Annotated in this window: 17 protein-coding genes; 6 read left to right on the forward strand and 11 right to left on the reverse strand. The window is 54.1% G+C overall.

Going from position 1 to position 16086, the window contains the following annotated elements; all coding sequences use genetic code 11:
• The first annotated feature begins 279 nt into the window (after positions 1-279).
• On the forward strand, positions 280-459 hold the full coding sequence (locus tag BOW52_RS12665) for a hypothetical protein (protein WP_153043213.1): 180 nt from the start codon (positions 280-282) through the stop codon (positions 457-459).
• A gap of 199 nt (positions 460-658) precedes the next feature.
• Positions 659-1828, forward strand: a complete 1170-nt coding sequence (locus tag BOW52_RS12670; RefSeq protein ID WP_135622363.1) for a hypothetical protein — start codon at positions 659-661, stop codon at positions 1826-1828.
• A gap of 378 nt (positions 1829-2206) precedes the next feature.
• Here the strand turns inward: BOW52_RS12670 and BOW52_RS12675 are convergent, their stop codons facing one another.
• The 4 genes from BOW52_RS12675 to coq7 form a co-directional block, all read right to left on the reverse strand.
• Positions 2207-4402: a hypothetical protein gene (locus BOW52_RS12675; protein WP_078484450.1), complete on the reverse strand. Its 2196-nt coding sequence runs from the start codon at positions 4400-4402 to the stop codon at positions 2207-2209.
• A 15-nt stretch (positions 4403-4417) separates the two neighbouring features.
• Positions 4418-5050: a GNAT family N-acetyltransferase gene (locus tag BOW52_RS12680; RefSeq protein WP_078484451.1), complete on the reverse strand. Its 633-nt coding sequence runs from the start codon at positions 5048-5050 to the stop codon at positions 4418-4420.
• 224 nt (positions 5051-5274) lie between these two features.
• The gene (locus tag BOW52_RS12685; RefSeq protein ID WP_078484452.1) at positions 5275-5748 is read right to left on the reverse strand and encodes a hypothetical protein; all 474 of its coding nucleotides are present in this window, start codon (positions 5746-5748) and stop codon (positions 5275-5277) included.
• 31 nt (positions 5749-5779) lie between these two features.
• On the reverse strand, positions 5780-6424 hold the full coding sequence (coq7, locus tag BOW52_RS12690; RefSeq protein ID WP_078484453.1) for a 2-polyprenyl-3-methyl-6-methoxy-1,4-benzoquinone monooxygenase: 645 nt from the start codon (positions 6422-6424) through the stop codon (positions 5780-5782).
• Between the two features lie 117 nt (positions 6425-6541).
• Between coq7 and BOW52_RS12695 the strand changes: the two genes are divergently transcribed.
• A complete protein-coding gene (locus tag BOW52_RS12695) occupies positions 6542-8017 on the forward strand; it encodes an AAA family ATPase (protein WP_078484454.1) in 1476 nt (491 codons plus the stop codon).
• Between the two features lie 8 nt (positions 8018-8025).
• Here BOW52_RS12695 and BOW52_RS12700 read toward each other — a convergent pair whose 3' ends face one another.
• On the reverse strand, positions 8026-9276 hold the full coding sequence (locus BOW52_RS12700; RefSeq protein ID WP_078484455.1) for a (Fe-S)-binding protein: 1251 nt from the start codon (positions 9274-9276) through the stop codon (positions 8026-8028).
• 116 nt (positions 9277-9392) lie between these two features.
• On the opposite strand from BOW52_RS12700, the gene BOW52_RS12705 reads away from it, so the two are divergent.
• Together BOW52_RS12705 and BOW52_RS12710 are read left to right on the forward strand one after the other, a co-directional pair.
• Entirely contained in the window at positions 9393-9701 is a 309-nt protein-coding gene (locus BOW52_RS12705; protein ID WP_078484456.1) for a (2Fe-2S) ferredoxin domain-containing protein, read from the forward strand.
• A gap of 21 nt (positions 9702-9722) precedes the next feature.
• On the forward strand, positions 9723-9959 hold the full coding sequence (locus BOW52_RS12710) for a hypothetical protein (protein WP_135622366.1): 237 nt from the start codon (positions 9723-9725) through the stop codon (positions 9957-9959).
• Between the two features lie 11 nt (positions 9960-9970).
• Here BOW52_RS12710 and BOW52_RS12715 read toward each other — a convergent pair whose 3' ends face one another.
• The 5 genes from BOW52_RS12715 to BOW52_RS12735 form a co-directional block, all read right to left on the reverse strand.
• On the reverse strand, positions 9971-11143 hold the full coding sequence (locus BOW52_RS12715) for an HD-GYP domain-containing protein (RefSeq protein WP_078484458.1): 1173 nt from the start codon (positions 11141-11143) through the stop codon (positions 9971-9973).
• Positions 11144-11235: 92 nt separating this feature from the next.
• Positions 11236-12036: an ABC transporter permease gene (locus BOW52_RS12720; RefSeq protein ID WP_078484459.1), complete on the reverse strand. Its 801-nt coding sequence runs from the start codon at positions 12034-12036 to the stop codon at positions 11236-11238.
• Positions 12033-12773 (reverse strand): ABC transporter ATP-binding protein, encoded by a 741-nt coding sequence (locus tag BOW52_RS12725; RefSeq protein ID WP_078484460.1) that lies wholly within the window; start codon positions 12771-12773, stop codon positions 12033-12035. Before BOW52_RS12725 ends, BOW52_RS12720 begins: the two co-directional genes overlap by 4 nt.
• 2 nt (positions 12774-12775) lie before the next feature.
• The gene (locus tag BOW52_RS12730) at positions 12776-13126 is read right to left on the reverse strand and encodes a Rieske (2Fe-2S) protein (protein ID WP_078484461.1); all 351 of its coding nucleotides are present in this window, start codon (positions 13124-13126) and stop codon (positions 12776-12778) included.
• On the reverse strand, positions 13123-14001 hold the full coding sequence (locus tag BOW52_RS12735) for a PfkB family carbohydrate kinase (protein WP_078484462.1): 879 nt from the start codon (positions 13999-14001) through the stop codon (positions 13123-13125). The genes BOW52_RS12730 and BOW52_RS12735 overlap by 4 nt, the downstream gene beginning before the upstream one ends.
• A 485-nt stretch (positions 14002-14486) precedes the next feature.
• On the opposite strand from BOW52_RS12735, the gene BOW52_RS12740 reads away from it, so the two are divergent.
• Complete coding sequence (locus BOW52_RS12740; RefSeq protein ID WP_078484463.1) at positions 14487-14864, forward strand: HU family DNA-binding protein; 378 nt, start codon at positions 14487-14489, stop codon at positions 14862-14864.
• A 755-nt stretch (positions 14865-15619) separates the two neighbouring features.
• Here the strand turns inward: BOW52_RS12740 and BOW52_RS12745 are convergent.
• Positions 15620-16081 (reverse strand): tellurite resistance TerB family protein, encoded by a 462-nt coding sequence (locus BOW52_RS12745; RefSeq protein WP_078484464.1) that lies wholly within the window; start codon positions 16079-16081, stop codon positions 15620-15622.
• Positions 16082-16086: the final 5 nt, after the last annotated feature.

Consider the following 16086-nt stretch of genomic DNA (forward strand, 5'->3'; position numbering starts at 1 on the left):
ACGCAGGCGTCACTCGTACTTGGGGTATGTAAGTCCTGCAGAATACGAGGCAAAGTGTGCCTCTTAATTAATTCATCCGTTAAACCGGGGGAGCCTCAGCTCATACGTAGAAATTACTGAGGATGATTCTGGGAGCGTTTCTGGTAACTACAAGGTTACGAGGGAGTTACGCGTAACCAGCCGATAAAGTTAAAAGGCGTTTTTACTGGTTTGAAAAAGTCCAATTAGAGTGCGTTTTCCAGTGCATACCTATTGGATGATATGTCCCAGTACTGCTGGGTGTCGGAGTTGCCCTGCGGATACACTGTTGAACCTTTAGACCTGATGGCGGGGCTCTATGCGCTGCGCCTGATGGTGGCTTGGCTGATAACCGCGTGTGGTGTGGCGGCAGTAACACGCTCGGTCAGTTCCGGTGGCGGTGGTGCGGTTCACCCCTTCTGGTTGTTTATAGGTCGCTAATGGTTTTTCTCACCAGATGGATCTGGGGGAAGAGGGGGATAAGGATAGCCCCCATTTTTATTTATAGGGTCAATTTTCATCCGTTTGGATGATGCGATGGGTTGTCGTGGTTGGGTAAAGTTTTCTCAAACCTCAGGAAGGGTGTCAAAAGAAGGCTTAACTCCATGGACTCAGAGTGTTTTTAAACGGGGATGTAAATATGAAAGGGCTTTATTCGAAAACGATAATTGCGGCAGGTGTTGTGCTGACCTTGTCGGGCTGTGGTGGTGGCAGTTCAGATAGTGATTCCGGGGCTGGGGCAACAACGCTCTCAGGTGTTTTCACGGACTCTCCTGTAAAAGGGCTTAACTATAGCTGTGCACCGAGTGGACTCTCGGGTGTGACAACGGCAGGCGGTATCTACGAGTATGAGGATGGTGATAGCTGCACGTTTTCAATCGGCGACGTTGAGATCGGTAGTGCCGTTGCGGATGGAGTTGTTTCGCCCATAGATCTGGTTTCTGATAGTTCACCAACTGATCCAACAGTTGTGAATATCGTTCAGCTGTTGATGATGCTAGATGATGATGGTGATCCTTCAAACGGTATCGAGCTTGATGGCTCATCAAGTACGGGAGCCGATTTTTCTGCGGCGGTTGGGGGCGGTACGGTTGATTTCTCTAGCGCTACCTTTGATGTTGATATGGATGATGTTGAATCTTCGTTGGGGAGAACGCTGCCCTCTGATTCTGACGCAGAAGATCATCTGACTTCGTCACTATCTTGTGCGCTAAGCGGTGCTTTCACCGGGACATTTTCAGGCGACATTGCAGGCAACTGGGGTGTGGTGATTGATCCCGAGTCACTGGAGGTCTACGGCGCTTACAGTACGCACACAAGTAGTTTTCTAATGGATGGCTTCGGTAGTCCAGATAATTTATTGGTTCTCGGTGGAAGTAATAGTTTTGTCTCTGAGGGAATCGATGGAGAGGTGTTTACTGGTTCGCTTACAGATTTTAACAGCGCCAGTGGTTCATGGGCAGGTGATGCTGATGCAGGTGATTTCAGTGGTTCACGAGTTGATGTCTCTTCGATTGAAACCCCGGTTTACCGTGTTGTTGGACAGTGCTGGGGTGATTTTGAGGTTGGCATCTATAGTGTTGAAATTGACTCAAGTAATAACGTTGAAGGTACTTTGTACAATCCCTGGGATGGGGAGTTATGGAATGTGACCGGAACGTATAACCCGGGAACGGATGTGCTCTCATTCGAGTATATCGGTGGTTTTTCAGGTTCGGTCACTTTTGATCCTGACACGGGTGATGCCGATGGTACTTGGGCAGATGAAGGGGTTGTTGGTACCATTCGCGGCCATGGTTGCACATTGTAGAAGTGATGAGATGTTGCTGGCTGAAGCCGGGTTTCTGTAGCTCAGAAGCTCGGCTTTTTTATTGGGTTTGTCTTCTGTTTAATGCATGACTTCAAAGTTGTGGTGAATCGGAGAGGTGTTTGATGGGTTTCCTGTTTGCCATAGGTCGCAGATGATCTTCCATCCGCCGCTGGTCGGCCAGGGATAAATGAGCTATCGGAGTCAGTGCTGGCTCCGATAGTTGAAATATTTCTAAACGAGTTGGAGGTGCTCTTGAATCTGGAGACGACCATGGCCTCGGTTGCACCAATAGTGGATGAATACTTTAATTACTCCTAAGGCGATTAATTACCTGCTCCATCCACATTGCACAGGAATGTTATTCTAGAGTTTACGTCGCTACTCCTCAGGATTGATCCCTCTAAACATCAAAACAATGGCCATCACGATCAACGCCATTATCGAGACAAACTGGGTAAAACCGGAGATGGAGAGGCCTAGTTCGGCTTCGTTGAACAGATCAAACATATCTTTGAATGCCGCGATTGAGATAAGAAACATCGCGGCGGAAAGAATACGGTTCATACGTCGTGCCAGATGGTTTTTAACCTGATCGTAGATGCGCGTCACCCCCTCCATGGTCTGCTCATGCACCTGTTTTACCTCGGCCATAATCTCATTGGTGCGCTGACGCAGGGATTCAAACTCCATCTCGGTAAACACCGCACGCATTAAGCGGGTATGGTCGGGGAAGGTCATCATTGAACCCGCCTGAATGATGTCGAGTAACCAATGGATGTCGCGTTCGAATCGGTTCAGGTTGTCTAGCTCTGCCTCCATCTCTTTGCGGTGGCGCTGTAGACGTTTGAGTGATTTTCGACCATCTTCGCCCTTCTCCTGTGGCCCCTCTACCGCTAACTGTCGTATATGTTTCCCCAACACAGTGTTGGTGAGTTGGAAAAGATTGGTGATGGCTGCCGCCACCTCTACCGACTCAGCCGCCTGTTCACGCACCCAGTCGGGCTGCTGTAGCAGTGCCATCACAGTACCGTGGCGTTGCACCATCATCAGTTCATTTTCGTTATAACGCAGGGGGGCCAGGTTTTCTGAGGCATCGGGGGCAGGGCGCAGGATCCAGTCATCCACCGCGCTTCGTACCTCGCGTAGCGGCAGGGCAATGGCCGGGTAGCCGATATGATTCTGTAACGCCTCAATGTCCAGCTCATGTCGCTGTTCACCCGTATCGCTAACTACTCGTTCCAGGCGCACTGAAACAAAACGATTGTCACTACTGTTCCAGTTCAGTGCCCGAGCTTCCTCTGGAAGGTGCTCGCCGAGTTGCAGTTTCAACTCGCTACTGAGGAGAGAAAGTGCGTGATCAGAAAACTCTTCAAAAAAGGCGAACTGTTCGCCCGATTGCTCACAACGAATCTGCTCGTCCACCGCATAGGGGGTTCCCAGGCTCATGGCGTGGCGTAATCCCGAGACGCTGAGTTGCGACAGATCGGATGATAGGTTGAGGACGAAGATTCCCATACTGAAATAGGTCAGTTCCACGGTAAAGTTGAGCTCACTACCACGAAACGGAAGTGTCAGCGGTGGAAACTGCCAGCTGTAGGTGTCGATAAAGTCGCGCGAGGCCAGCCCCGACCAGATGTCCGACATTGAGTCCGATTCCAGTGACGAGGCCCCCAATCCTTTTAACGACATTCCTTCCGTACCCCCGGCAGCAAGGGTCTCTGCCATCAGAGCAGCGAAAGGTTTCATCATGTTGTGGTGTAACGAGGCAAAATAGGCGATGCGCATACGCCCGTGCTCAATGCAGAGCTTGCCACTGCTATCGGCCTGTTGCCGTTCGGCAAACCGATGCAATACCGGTACGTGTGGTGCGAGATCGGTGGCCATAATCCGAGCCCCCATCGATTCAAGCTCGCGCAGCGCCCGCTCAATAGAAGGGAGCTTAATATCGACGGCCTGTTGCAGTACTGCTCCGTCACCCCAACGTAAACCATAAAGTTCAGCAACGCTTTTTATCGCATCGGCATAACAGTGGTAGGCAGCCAGTTGCGAGGCGAGGTGTTCGTCATATAGTTCAGCCTCCAGGCCATTAAGCCCCGTGCGTAACTGCAGTAACCGCTCTACGCCTTCGCCCAGCTCGGTAGAGGCCATACCCATGGTTGAGGCGAGACTCTGATAGATGCCTCGGTCGATATTGCAGATAGCCCCCTGTAGGCGAGCGAATTCACGTAGAACCTCGATAAAGTCGGTATTAATGGCACCTGTCACGCCATCCAGCGCCTCAACGGCACGCTCTATTAGCTGCTCTGCATGCCGGTAGCGATAGCTGGACTCGATAATGCTGCGTGCACTGAAGTAGCAACCGGAGAAACAGATCAGGCACTCATCCACACTCAGCCCATCGGGAAGAGATGTGGCCATCGGGTCATCCTCCAACTGCTCCAGCAGCGGATAGAGCTGCGGGTGCTGCGCACGCGCCTCAGCACGCGCCTCGCGCCTGCCCTCATCAAAGGCTTCATCACCAAGTAGCTCGAAGAACCTTAAAAGGCGCTGGTGTGGACTATTTTCCTGTGGCATGTGTTTCTCATCAGACTATTGTTTGTTGTGTGGCCAGGTGACCAGTGATACATCATCGGCTAGTCGGGAGAGCTGACGTTCTACTCGAGGATCGTCATGGTCCAGCAGGTAACCGTTATGAAAAAGGTGTCGGATTATATCAGCCAGCTCCTTGGCCGGAATGCTCTTCGGCCTCTTCTCCTGTGGCAGCACCATCAAGTGCATAGGCACGCTCTCGCTATCGTCATAACGTGGGGCGAAGTAGTCAAAAGCCAATTTATGAAACCCAAGCCGACCGTAGAAGATCGCCTGTCTCTCCTCGGCCTCGACCAGTAGCCAGGAGAAACCGGAGAGTCGCTTAAAGCGTGCCATGGCATCTCGACATAACAGTGTCCCAATCCCCCCGTTCCGCTGGCTCTCATCCACTGCTAGATAATTAAACATGACATAGGCGTTTAATGGGTTGAGTTCCTGAATGTAAAAACCGACGACACGTCCACTCAACAGGCCGGCCATCAACTGATAGCTGCCCTCGTTGAGTCGATCGGCGATCACTGCCTCCGGCTCTCGTTCCCACGCAGGGAAGGTCGCGCGATAGATCGTCATGCAGGCATTCCACTCGCTACCCGAGGTCTGGTGTACTGACGAGATACGCAGGGCATCAGTCATGGCTATGAACCATGCATTCTGAGGCGAATGTTAGAAGAATCAGGTTTGCCTCGCTGATCATATGGGGCTGTGTCATGTTGAGAAAACCGGCTGAAGTGCCTGATCATTGGTGTGGGTGAGAGGGCTGTCAAAGCGTTAAGTGAAGCAGGTTGTCAAATCGCTTGAGTGGGTGATGCTGGAGATCTTCTGCTGTCTAAATACGAGCAAGATACCGCGCTGAACCGTTAGCTGAAGTCGAAGGTCCAGATGTCGTTGCCCTTCGGCCCCTTACCGAGGTAGTGGTAGCCGATCTCGGTAAACATTTTCTTCATTCCCTTGCGCATCAGCTTCGGATTCTCGGTGACGATAGCGATTCCCTGGGGTTTGTTCTGTATCTCTGCGCTGTTGAGGTAGTCACGAGTGGTGCGGGTGATGATGCGCATCATGTTGGGAATGCGATCGGTAGGTTGGATGAACATCCGGTAGAAGAAGTAGTTGTTGTCACCGTTGAGCTTGCCGGGATAGACGGTTGAGAGTCCGGCCAGCTCGCCCTGTGGATTGCGGGCGATGCAGACTACCTCCTGTACCCTCCGTTCCGTTTCCAGGGGATTACCGATGGCATTGTTGCGGCTCCAGAAGTCGATAATCTCACCGCGCAGGGTGTTATCTACGCTGCCGTAGACGGTGGAAATGGTGTAGTCATTGAAGCTGAGTTCCATGCTGGATTGTTCCGTCTGGCCCGAGGGTAGGTTAGATGTGGTAGACGCTCTTGGTCATCAGCTTGGAGGTGAGTCCCATCAATTTTTTGATCGGCCAGGGTAGATCTGCCCCTCCGGCCTGCAGTGCGAGCGTAGCGTGGTGCTGCTCATCGACCTTCATCTGCTCAAGAATTGCGCGACTCTTCTCGTCGTGCTCGGGAATTGACTCGAGGTGTTCATCGAGGTGCTTCACCACCTGCTTCTCGGTCTCGGCAACAAAACCAAGGCTCCACTTGTCACCGGCAAGACCCGCCGTGGCACCGATGGCGAATGAGCCGGCATACCAGAGGGGATTGAGCAGGCTCTTGCGGCTACCCATATCCTTAACCCGTCCCTCGCACCAGTCGAGGTGGTCGTTCTCCTCCTGCGCGGCGCGCGCCATGCTGTCGCGCACCTCGGGTAGCTTGGCGGTCAGTGCTTGGCCCTGATAGAGCGCCTGGGCGCAGACCTCACCGGCGTGATTGATACGCATCAGCCCCGCTACATGGCGCTGTTCCGCCTCGCTCAGCTCGGTATCATCAAGATCGTCGGCCGGGTTGGGACGTTCGGTGATTTTCGGCTGACCGAAGACGGTCTGAAGCGCCATGTCGAGATTCATCACCAGCTGGTCGAGGGGGGGGTAGTCGCGTCTATTCATACGCGTTACATTAACTGCGGCTTGGGTGTGAGGCAAGATCTACCGTTGTGCCGAAATAACCCGGTGATCTGTAGTGATAACGGCAAAGATAGAGACGACATAAAAGGGACTGTTTGCATGAATGAGAGTCACGATCTTGAGCTGCTGCTCAGCTCCCACTTTCCAATTGTAGTGATCGAATCGCAGGAGGAGACGCGGGTGCTGCAGCTGCTGAGTGGTATCGGCCAGCGGCGCTTCAAGTCGGTGAATAGCTGGAGCGTGACCGATGGCATGCGGCGCATCGATATCGATATCCCCTCCAGCGAAGAGGGAGCGAAGCCGGAGGAGATGCTCTGGCAGCTACGTCGCGACCGCCATGCCGGTATCTATGTGCTGTGTGATTTTCATCCCTATCTCGACGAGCCGCTACACATCCGTCTGCTCAAGGATATCGCGCTGAGCCATCAGCAGAGCGGTATCTCGCTGGTACTGCTGAGCCATAAGATTACGATCCCACCAGAGCTGAGGCCCTTTACTGCCAGCGCCGAGATCTCACTACCCGACCAGGTGGCGCTGGAGAAGATCGTGCTAGAGACGACCCAGCAGTATCAGCAGCGGAGTCGCCAGTCGGTGCGTAGTGATGAAGCGACCTTCAAACTGCTGGTCAGTAATCTCAGCGGTCTGACCCGTGATGATGCGACTCGATTGGCTCGTAATGCGATCTTCGATGACGGGGCGATCACCGAGTCCGATCTGCCGACGGTGATGAAGGCGAAACATGCACTGCTCAGCGGAGAGGGTGTGCTCAGTTATGAATTCGATACCGCTCGCTTCGGTGAGGTGGGTGGACTGCGCAAGCTCAAAAGCTGGTTGGAGCCACGTCGTGCCATCTTCCACAGTGAGGTTGATGACAAACGCCTCGATCCGCCCAAGGGGGTGCTGCTACTCGGTGTGCAGGGTGGTGGAAAGAGCCTTGCCGCCAAGGCGGTGGCGGGGAGTTGGAATGTACCGCTGTTGAGGCTCGATTTTGCGGCGATTCACGACACATTTCACGGCGAGACCGAGCGCAAGATGCGCGAATCACTGAAAATGGCCGAGGCGATGGCCCCCTGCGTGTTGTGGATCGATGAGATCGAGAAGGGGATCTCGACTCAGGATCATGACGGCGGTACCTCAAAGCGGGTGTTGGGCTCGCTGCTGACCTGGATGGCGGAGAAGCAGAGCAGTGTCTTTATCGTCGCTACCGCAAACGAGATCGATCAGCTACCACCGGAGCTGGTGCGCAAGGGGCGATTTGACGAGATCTTCTTTGTCGATCTGCCCAGCGCCGAGGTACGGCGCGATATCTTTGAGATCCATCTGAAAAAACGTGAGATCGAGGCGGAGCGTTTCGATACCGGCATGTTGGCGGCGCAGTCGGAGGGATTCTCTGGTGCCGAGATCGAACAGGCGATCGTCTCCGCGCTCTACGCCACCCACGCCAATCAGAGTGAGCTGGGGACCGGCGATATTCTTGAAGAGCTGATTCAGACCCGGCCACTTTCACTGGTGATGCAGGAGCGTATCGATGCGCTGCGCGAATGGGCGCTGGAACGAACTGTGCCGAGTGATTGATGAGGCCGCTAGACGCTGGTGATCTGCTGTAACAGCAGCGCGATCGGGTGGTGTAGTTCAAGCCCCGGCCTGCCCGCCTGAATATGGAGTGCGCAGCCGATGTTGGTGCTGACAACTGCATCGGCCGACGCGGCGGTAATGGCAGAGAGTTTCTCACGTCGTAAGGCATCGGCTAGTGCTGGTTGGGTTACCATGTAACTACCCGCAGCACCACAACAGCGATTATTGTTTGCCAGCGGCCGTGCCACTAGTTCCGGGATCATCGCCAGTAGCTTCTGTACGCTCGCCATGCCATTGAGCAGATTGCGGCTGGCACAGGGTTCGTGAATGGCGATGCGCTGTTTGAGGGGGCGAAAGCAGATCTGCTCCGGCCACTCGATCGTAGCGAGGAAGTCGCAGATGTCATAGACCGCTACCTTGAAGCCGTTCTCTTCTCCATAACGAGCCGCATACTCCCGCAACTGCGCGGTACAACCGCTACCCGTACCGATAACCGCCTCTACCTCTAGCCCGTTAAAAGCGGTGACATTGATGTGAGCGAGTGACTTTGCCTGCTCAGGTTCGCCGTTGTGTTGATGGAGCGAACCGCAACACCCCTGGCTGACGGGAATCTGCACGCCATAACCGAGGATGTTGAGCAGTTTGATCGCACTCGGCAGGGTGCCGTCGTCCATCATTTCGCCGATACAGCCGGTAAAGAGGGCGACATCGGCTCGCTTCTCACCCTGAGGAGGGTAGTAGCTTTTCAGGTTGAGCGGTTCGGGCACGTTGGGCAGTGCCTGCTCCAGTCCGTCGAGTTTGAGGCCTCGCAACAGACCACTCTGGCGCGCCAGCCACTGAGCACCGGAGCGCTGATAGAGACGCAGGCCTTTAGCGACCTGTCGTAGACGCCCCTGTTTATCGGCGACGCTGTCGAGCAGCTGTTGCAGTGGCACACTGCGTGATGAGGACTGAGCGGCGCCGGGGGCAAACAGCGCACGCGCCTCATCGATCAGCTTGCCGTAGGGGACCTGTGACGGGCAGACTCGCTCACAGCTGCGGCAGACCAGACAGCGGTCGAGGTGCCCCTTGAGCTCTGCATCTGCCTGCAGCTGGCCACGCGCCAGCGCCTGCATCAGCGAAATGCGTCCACGCGGGGACTCCGCCTCGTTGCGGGTGAGGTGGTAGGTCGGGCAGTGGGGCAGGCAGAGACCGCAGAGCACGCACTGGTCGGTCTCTTTGAGTATCTGCTGATCGGGCGGTGTAACGGGTTGGTCCAAAGGGTCGCTCTGTGTTGCCGGTTTGCTCGACGCCGTAGGTTGCGCGCCTCAAAGGTCATTATTCTAGCAGTTCCCGATATAATCCCCTTATCAATTGTTCAATTCGGATTAAGTCGATGTCCCACTACCAGTACCACCTCTTTGTCTGTACCAACCAACGTGACGATGGCTGTGCCTGCTGCGGTAATCACGGTGCGCAGGCCCTGCGTGATTACGCCAAGAAGCGCTGTAAGGAGCTTGGTATTCACGGTGCGGGGCAGGTGAGAGTCAATTCGGCGGGTTGCATGGATCGCTGCGACAAGGGACCGGTGATGGTGATCTACCCGGGGGAAACCTGGTACACCTTCATCGATAAAGAGGATATCGACGAGATCATTGAGCAGCATCTGCTCAAGGGTAAGGTAGTGGAGCGGTTGAAGATCTAAGGGACGAAACTGGGAGGCAGTTTGATACGGATATTATTCGGTGCGGCAATGCTCTACAGCGTCTGTAACGACTGGTCGGCACACGACTGGGGGACGATAGCGGCATACCTTCTGGTCGGTATTATTTTGATCTTGTGGGGTGTTGCGAGTTTGACAGAGGCCGAGGTGGATGAGTTTCACCACGATGAAGAGGCGTACGATGAGTATGAGGTCATCGTCAGGATCCAGAAGAGACGTGACCAGGATATTGAAAATTAGTTATTAACGTCTCAGGTGATTTTCGCCTTTACCACCTGGTTGAAGTGCGCCACCCACTGTTTGTCGAATTGACTGCCGATGTGGCTGTTGATCTCCAGCACGGCACGCATGATTGGACGTTTATGTTCGCGGTAGCAGCGGTTGCTGATCATGGCAACAAAGGTGTCGGCGATGGCGATGATTTTCGCCCCCTCGCAAATCTGTTCCCCGTTTAGCTGTTGCGGGTAACCGCTTCCATCGAGCCGTTCATGGTGGTGGTGGATCATCTCGGCTGCAGACTCCCAGCCACTCATACGACGCATCCACTCGCGCTGACCGCCATGGATAGCGAAGCGAAGGCGGTTAGTCCGCGATAGTCGACGCCGTCTGCCTATTCGTAGTTGAGAGCGAGAGCGAACGACGAACCTATAACCTATGCGGCTGTGACCTTTGAGCTGTGCGCTCTCCTCATCGCTGAGCGGTTCGCCCTTAGTGGCGATCTCGATTGGTAGGAACGACATGCCAATATCGTAGAGGTAGACTGCTGCGGTGAGCTGTACCTCGTCGACCGGATTATCCGCCGCCTCATTCATGCTCAGGCAGAGATCGAGTAGACGGGTGCTGCGGCCCGGCCAGAATGGGGTCACGCTCTCGATCTGCTGGCTCAATTCAAAGAAGAAGGCGATGTCGGCGCTTTGTGCGGTTGAGTCGCTACGGGTTGGCTGGGGAGATTCAGCAACCTCGTAATCTCCATTGGGGTCAATCTGCTGCAGTGTCTCTATGACACGCTGCTGAAGATGTGCCGGGTCGGTGTCGGTGAGCGTGTGGATGAGAGTGTGTAGTTGTCCACTTTCGGCGCTCTCCCCAGGCGAGCTAAGCTGCTGTGCAGAGAGTTCACGAATCTGTGCGACAACCAGTAGTAGTAGATCGTTAAAACCTGCGACGTGGTGGAGGTGGCCGTGGCGAATGGCATCGAGAATATCCTCTAGCATGTGGATGATCTCGGAGAGCTGCTCGAGCCCCACCATGCGCAGATTGCTCTTGATCGAGTGGACTACGCGGAACAGTTCATCGATGGCGCTGCGGTCATCGGGTGCATCGTCGATGCGTACCAGCGCGTCAGACATATTGTCGTAGGCGTCGGTCAGCTCGCCAAGGAAATCCTTGATCGTCTCTTCATCGACCTCAATGCTACTTTCACTCATAGGTTTTGTTGTTATTGTGGCTACAGGGATATTTCTATTCTATCTCGCTCTGCCAGGATGCCAATGGCCTAAGTTGGGTAGTCGTCACAGTTTTACTCACCAACATGAAGTAGTAACCCTTTTTCGCGTGCCACGCGGAAGGTGCGTAGAAAGATAGTAATGGCGACGGCCAGATAGAGTAGATCGAGAGTGAGTGCCTTAATCATCAGATCGGCGCGGAAAGTGCCGTCGAACATTACCGCACGCATCCCCTCAAAGACATGGCTTGCTGGTAGCCACCAGGCCACGCTCTGCAGCCACTCCGGCAGGGTTGATATTGGGTAGTAGATGCCGCAGATCGGAGCGATGGCGAAGATCGCAACCCAGGCGAGGTTCTCAGCACCGAGTCCGTAACGCATCACCAGTGATGAGAGCAGGATGCCGATCGACCAGCCCATCATCAACAGCCCGGCGAAGAAACCGAGTAGTGGCAGGCCGATGTCGAAGATCGAGAAGTGATAGAGCGGTATCGCCAGTGCTGCGGCCCCGCTGATACCTATCAGGGTACGAATCAGACTGATAGTGGTGAGCGAGATCACCAGTTCGTAGGGTCGGAGGGGGGATGCAAAGAGGTGACCGAGATTGCGTGAGTACATCTCTTCAAAGAAGGCGAGGGTTACGCCGAGGTGACCACGGAACAGAACATCCCAGAGCAGTACGCCAGCGATCAGTACCCCAGCCGCCTGTGCCACCCAGCTACTGTGCTGGGTAAAAAACTGGCTGATAAAACCCCACAGAATCATCTGTACCGTCGGCCAGTAGACCAGCTCCAGCAGTCGTGGCCACGACTTGCGTAGCAGATAGGTGTAGCGCAGCACCATCGCGCCGATGCGATGTAGCGAGAGGCTATTCATGCGGTGCCCTCCCCTGCGCGTGCGACATCGAGAAAGACCTGTTCCATTGAGTCGCGCCCAAAACGTTCCTGCAGTTCTGAGGGGGTGCCCTGGTCGATCACTTTGCCACGGCGCAACATGATCACCTCATCGCAGATGCGCTCCACTTCCTGCATGTTATGGGAGGCGAGCAGCAGGGTGGCGCCTGTCTGCTGCTGGTATTCAGTGAGCATGGTGCGAATTCGGTCGGCGCTATCGGGATCGAGTGAGGCGGTTGGTTCATCAAGTAGTAGCAGTTCCGGTTGGTTGAGCAGTGCCTTGGCGAGTGCAACTCGGGTGCGTTGTCCGGCAGAGAGAGTACCGTAACGGCGGCCAATAAACTCACCGATATCGAGCTGTTCACAGAGCTGTGCAATTCGCCTTTTTACCTGTGGCACACCGTAGAGATGTGCGTAGACGGTCAGATTCTCTCGCACGGTAAGACGCATCGGCAGGTCGACATAGGGTGATGAGAAGTTCATCCGTGGCAACACTCGGTAGCGGTGGGTGAGCATGTCCTCATCCAGTACGGTGATAGTGCCACTGCTAGGGGTGAGCAGACCGAGCAGGATAGAGAGGGTGGTGGTTTTACCGGCACCGTTACCGCCGAGTAGGCCGCAGATTGACCCCCGGTCTACCTGAAAGCTGATGCCGTCGACGGCGTTGACCTCATCGAACTGCTTGTGGAGCCGTTCGACCTGAATAGCGGGCTGTTGCATGGTTAGGGTTTCGAGTCGCTTAAAAGGGTGATCATACCGTCGATTAGTTCAATCTCTAACGGTGTTAGCGAGTGTCCCAGACAGGGGCCGTAGATACAGTAGCCATCCTCGATTTTAAACAGCGCACCGTGCATGCCGCACTCGATGTGCTGGCAGTCGACATCGAGAAACTGATCGGGGCGCCAGTTGAGCTCACCACCGACGTGGGGGCACTTATTGAGATAGGCGTAGAAGTTACCGCTGCGGTTGACGACAAAAAGCTCGAGTGGATCATCGTTAACCGTGACACTGAAACCACGTGCGCTGTCATCTTTGATCTCGGTAGCGGCTACAAGCGCTGTTTTGACCTTCATGATTCGCTATCGACCAGATTGTCTAAACACAGCTGACCGCACTTGGCACCCGCGAGACGACACGCCTCGTGTAGTGACATAACAAATGGCTGTTGCTTGAGTTGCGAGGCGATAAAGGCGGCGTTGAAGGTGTCACCCGCAGCGAGTGTATCGACAACTTTCTCAGGGGGATAGGCTGGCGCCTGATAGAAGTTACCCGCGCGATCGAGTGCGGTTGCACCCATCTTACCCCAGGCAACGACCAGATCGGCGACATCGTGGTGATCACGAATCTGATTAAGAAACAGCTCGGGTGAGTCGAAGCCGTTGTGGAGTGCATAGATGCGTGAAAAGAGCAGTAGATCGGCGTGATCAAACAGCTGCTCGATGTTGTCACGCGGCTTCTCAATCTCGATTGAATACTTAACTTCGGGGTGGTGGCTGCGCAGGTGGTCGAGCATCGCTTTGGTCTGGCTGATGTTGCGCCCCTCGAAGTGGATCCAGTCGTAGCGACTTAGATCGATACGTTTGAAATCCTCCAGCTGAAACTCTTCAAGATCACGGTGGTGGAGGATAGTGCGTGAGCCGTTGTGGAGATTGAGAGTGATATAGGAGGTTGGGACTTTACCCGTGCTATCGATGAGGCAGTGATCAAGGTCGATACTGCGCGCCTCCAGCATGGCGATCACACGCCGGCCATCGGGCTCGTCGGCAAGGCTTGCCGCAAGTGAACAGGAGAATCCGAACTGTTGCAGCACCGAGAGGGTGTTGGTGGCATTTCCGCCACAGACGATTCGCTGACCAGTGATGCGTTGCTCACTATTCTCGATGGGATAGTCATCCACGGTGTTGATGATATCGAGGGTGGCGATACCGACAGCAAGGATAGCGGACATCTTCTACTCCATAATTTGCACTTCGTACTGGTGTGAGCGTTGCTCGCTATCATTATGGCACTAAAATTTAGCGCTGTTTTTACCGCTGTTGGGTGCTTTGGATGAGTTTAAAGTGATAGTAAGCGTGGTATTTATGACAATCTTTTAGTGCTACATATGTAGCGTATTTCTTATATAAGTCGTTGCTGATCCTGTAACAATTACTGGCTGTCATGACGAGTGGCGGAATAATGTTGATGCTAAATCTTCGGTTTTATAGAGGGTTATGTGGTTAAGTTGAGAAAGGATCGCAGAGTGAGATAGCCATATTTATCGCCTTCCCTATATGTTTGATTGCCAACCTGAAATGGTGAAGTTGCCAAACCCCTATATATATTGCTTAAAGGGTGATCAAAATCGCCAAACACCTATAGAAATAGGGATTAAAAGCAGTTATGTTATGCAACACCCTCACGCGGGAAACCACCAAAAAAGGAGTTAACTAGATGGCTGTAAAGAAAAAAGCTGCACCAAAAAAGAAGGCCGCTGCAAAGAAAGCTGCCGCTGCTGCACCTAAGAAAGCAGCAACCAAGACCGAGATTCTGAACAACCTCTCAGAGGCCACCGGTCTGACCAAGAAGGATGTCGGTGCTGTATTCGACGCCATGTCAGAAATGATCAACAAAGAGATCAACCCACGTCGTCGTGGACCGGGCGTATTCAATATCCCAGGTCTGATGAAGATCAAGGTTGTGAAGAAGCCTGCTACCAAGGCTCGCAAGGGCATCAACCCCTTCACCGGCGAAGAGATGATGTTCAAGGCGAAACCAGCACGCAACACCGTCAAGGTACTGCCGCTGAAGGCGCTGAAAGAGATGGTCTAAGCCCTTACCGGCCAATGATCAAGAAGAACCGGGGTTTGCCCCGGTTTTTTTTGGCCATGGATGGCCTTATGCCGCGAAGCACACGGATGTGCGAGAGCGGCGTGCTGAAGTCATCTGGAATGAGTCAAGAGAACAGGGGGCGCGGGAGCGGTGGCGACCATTCACGAGTTGTCTTTACGCCTGATCACTGTGTTCCAGCGCCCATCTGCGATGCCCATTAACTATTGATAATGATGCTTCTCGACTGCACTACTCATGGTGCTAACGCGACACTCCTATCTCGTGAGCGGTACAGTAGATCTGTCATTGAATCGTTTCGTAGAGTGCTTCGAGTAATGCACTACGATTTGTATCTGTTACCGCGCGTTCTCCTCGAACTAATATCCTGGCGCTTGAAAGCACGCACTGCTGTGCGAAGTTCCAAAATGTAGGGTGGGCACGTTTATGCGCCCACGTGGCGCAAGAGTCGTAGGTTGGGTTGAATGATAAGGAAACCCAACATATCACCCACAACCGGGCCACATCGGCATTTGGTGTGTTTTGTTGCACCCCCGCTGACCGCCATGGATAGCGAAGCGAAGGCGGTTAGTCCGCGATAGTCGACGCCGTCTGCCTATTCGTAGTTGAGAGCGAGAGCGAACGACGAAGACTGTTTGCTTGGGCTTGGATGCCCAAAACAAACTTTCGCAAAAATAGCGACTCCCCGGAATAGTACTTCCTCGCTTCGCTCAGGGCTCGCTCAACCTACCCTGCGGTCATTGATGTTTAGTTGCCCTGGATGCCTGTTGGCGTGCAGCGATGAAGTCGCGGTGGGGGAGGTAGATGAGGCTGGCGATTTTGCGGATCTGGTGTTCTTCGTGATCATCCTTATGGCCATCGGCGAAGGCGACGCGCCAGAGTAGTTCGATGATCTCTCTTTTCTCGCTGAGTTTGAAGTGGTCGTTGATCAGGCGGGTGTAGGGGTAGAGCGAGACGCTCTGTTCACTACTGCGTTCGGCCTCGTCCATCAGTAGCTTGAGGGCCGTCTCATCGAGTGAGAAGCGGTTGCGTAGTAGCTGTTCAATGGCAGAGCGTTCTGCTGTTTCGATGGTGTGATCGGCACGTGCTATCTCGATTAGCAGTGTGGCGGTTGCCAGCTGCACGCCATCGATGATGCTGCTGCTTTTGCTGCTACAGCGCCTGGAACGCTGTAGCAGGCGTCGTAATTGATCGATCATTGCCG

It is taken from the genome of Solemya pervernicosa gill symbiont (assembly GCF_002020875.1).
GTDB lineage: Bacteria > Pseudomonadota > Gammaproteobacteria.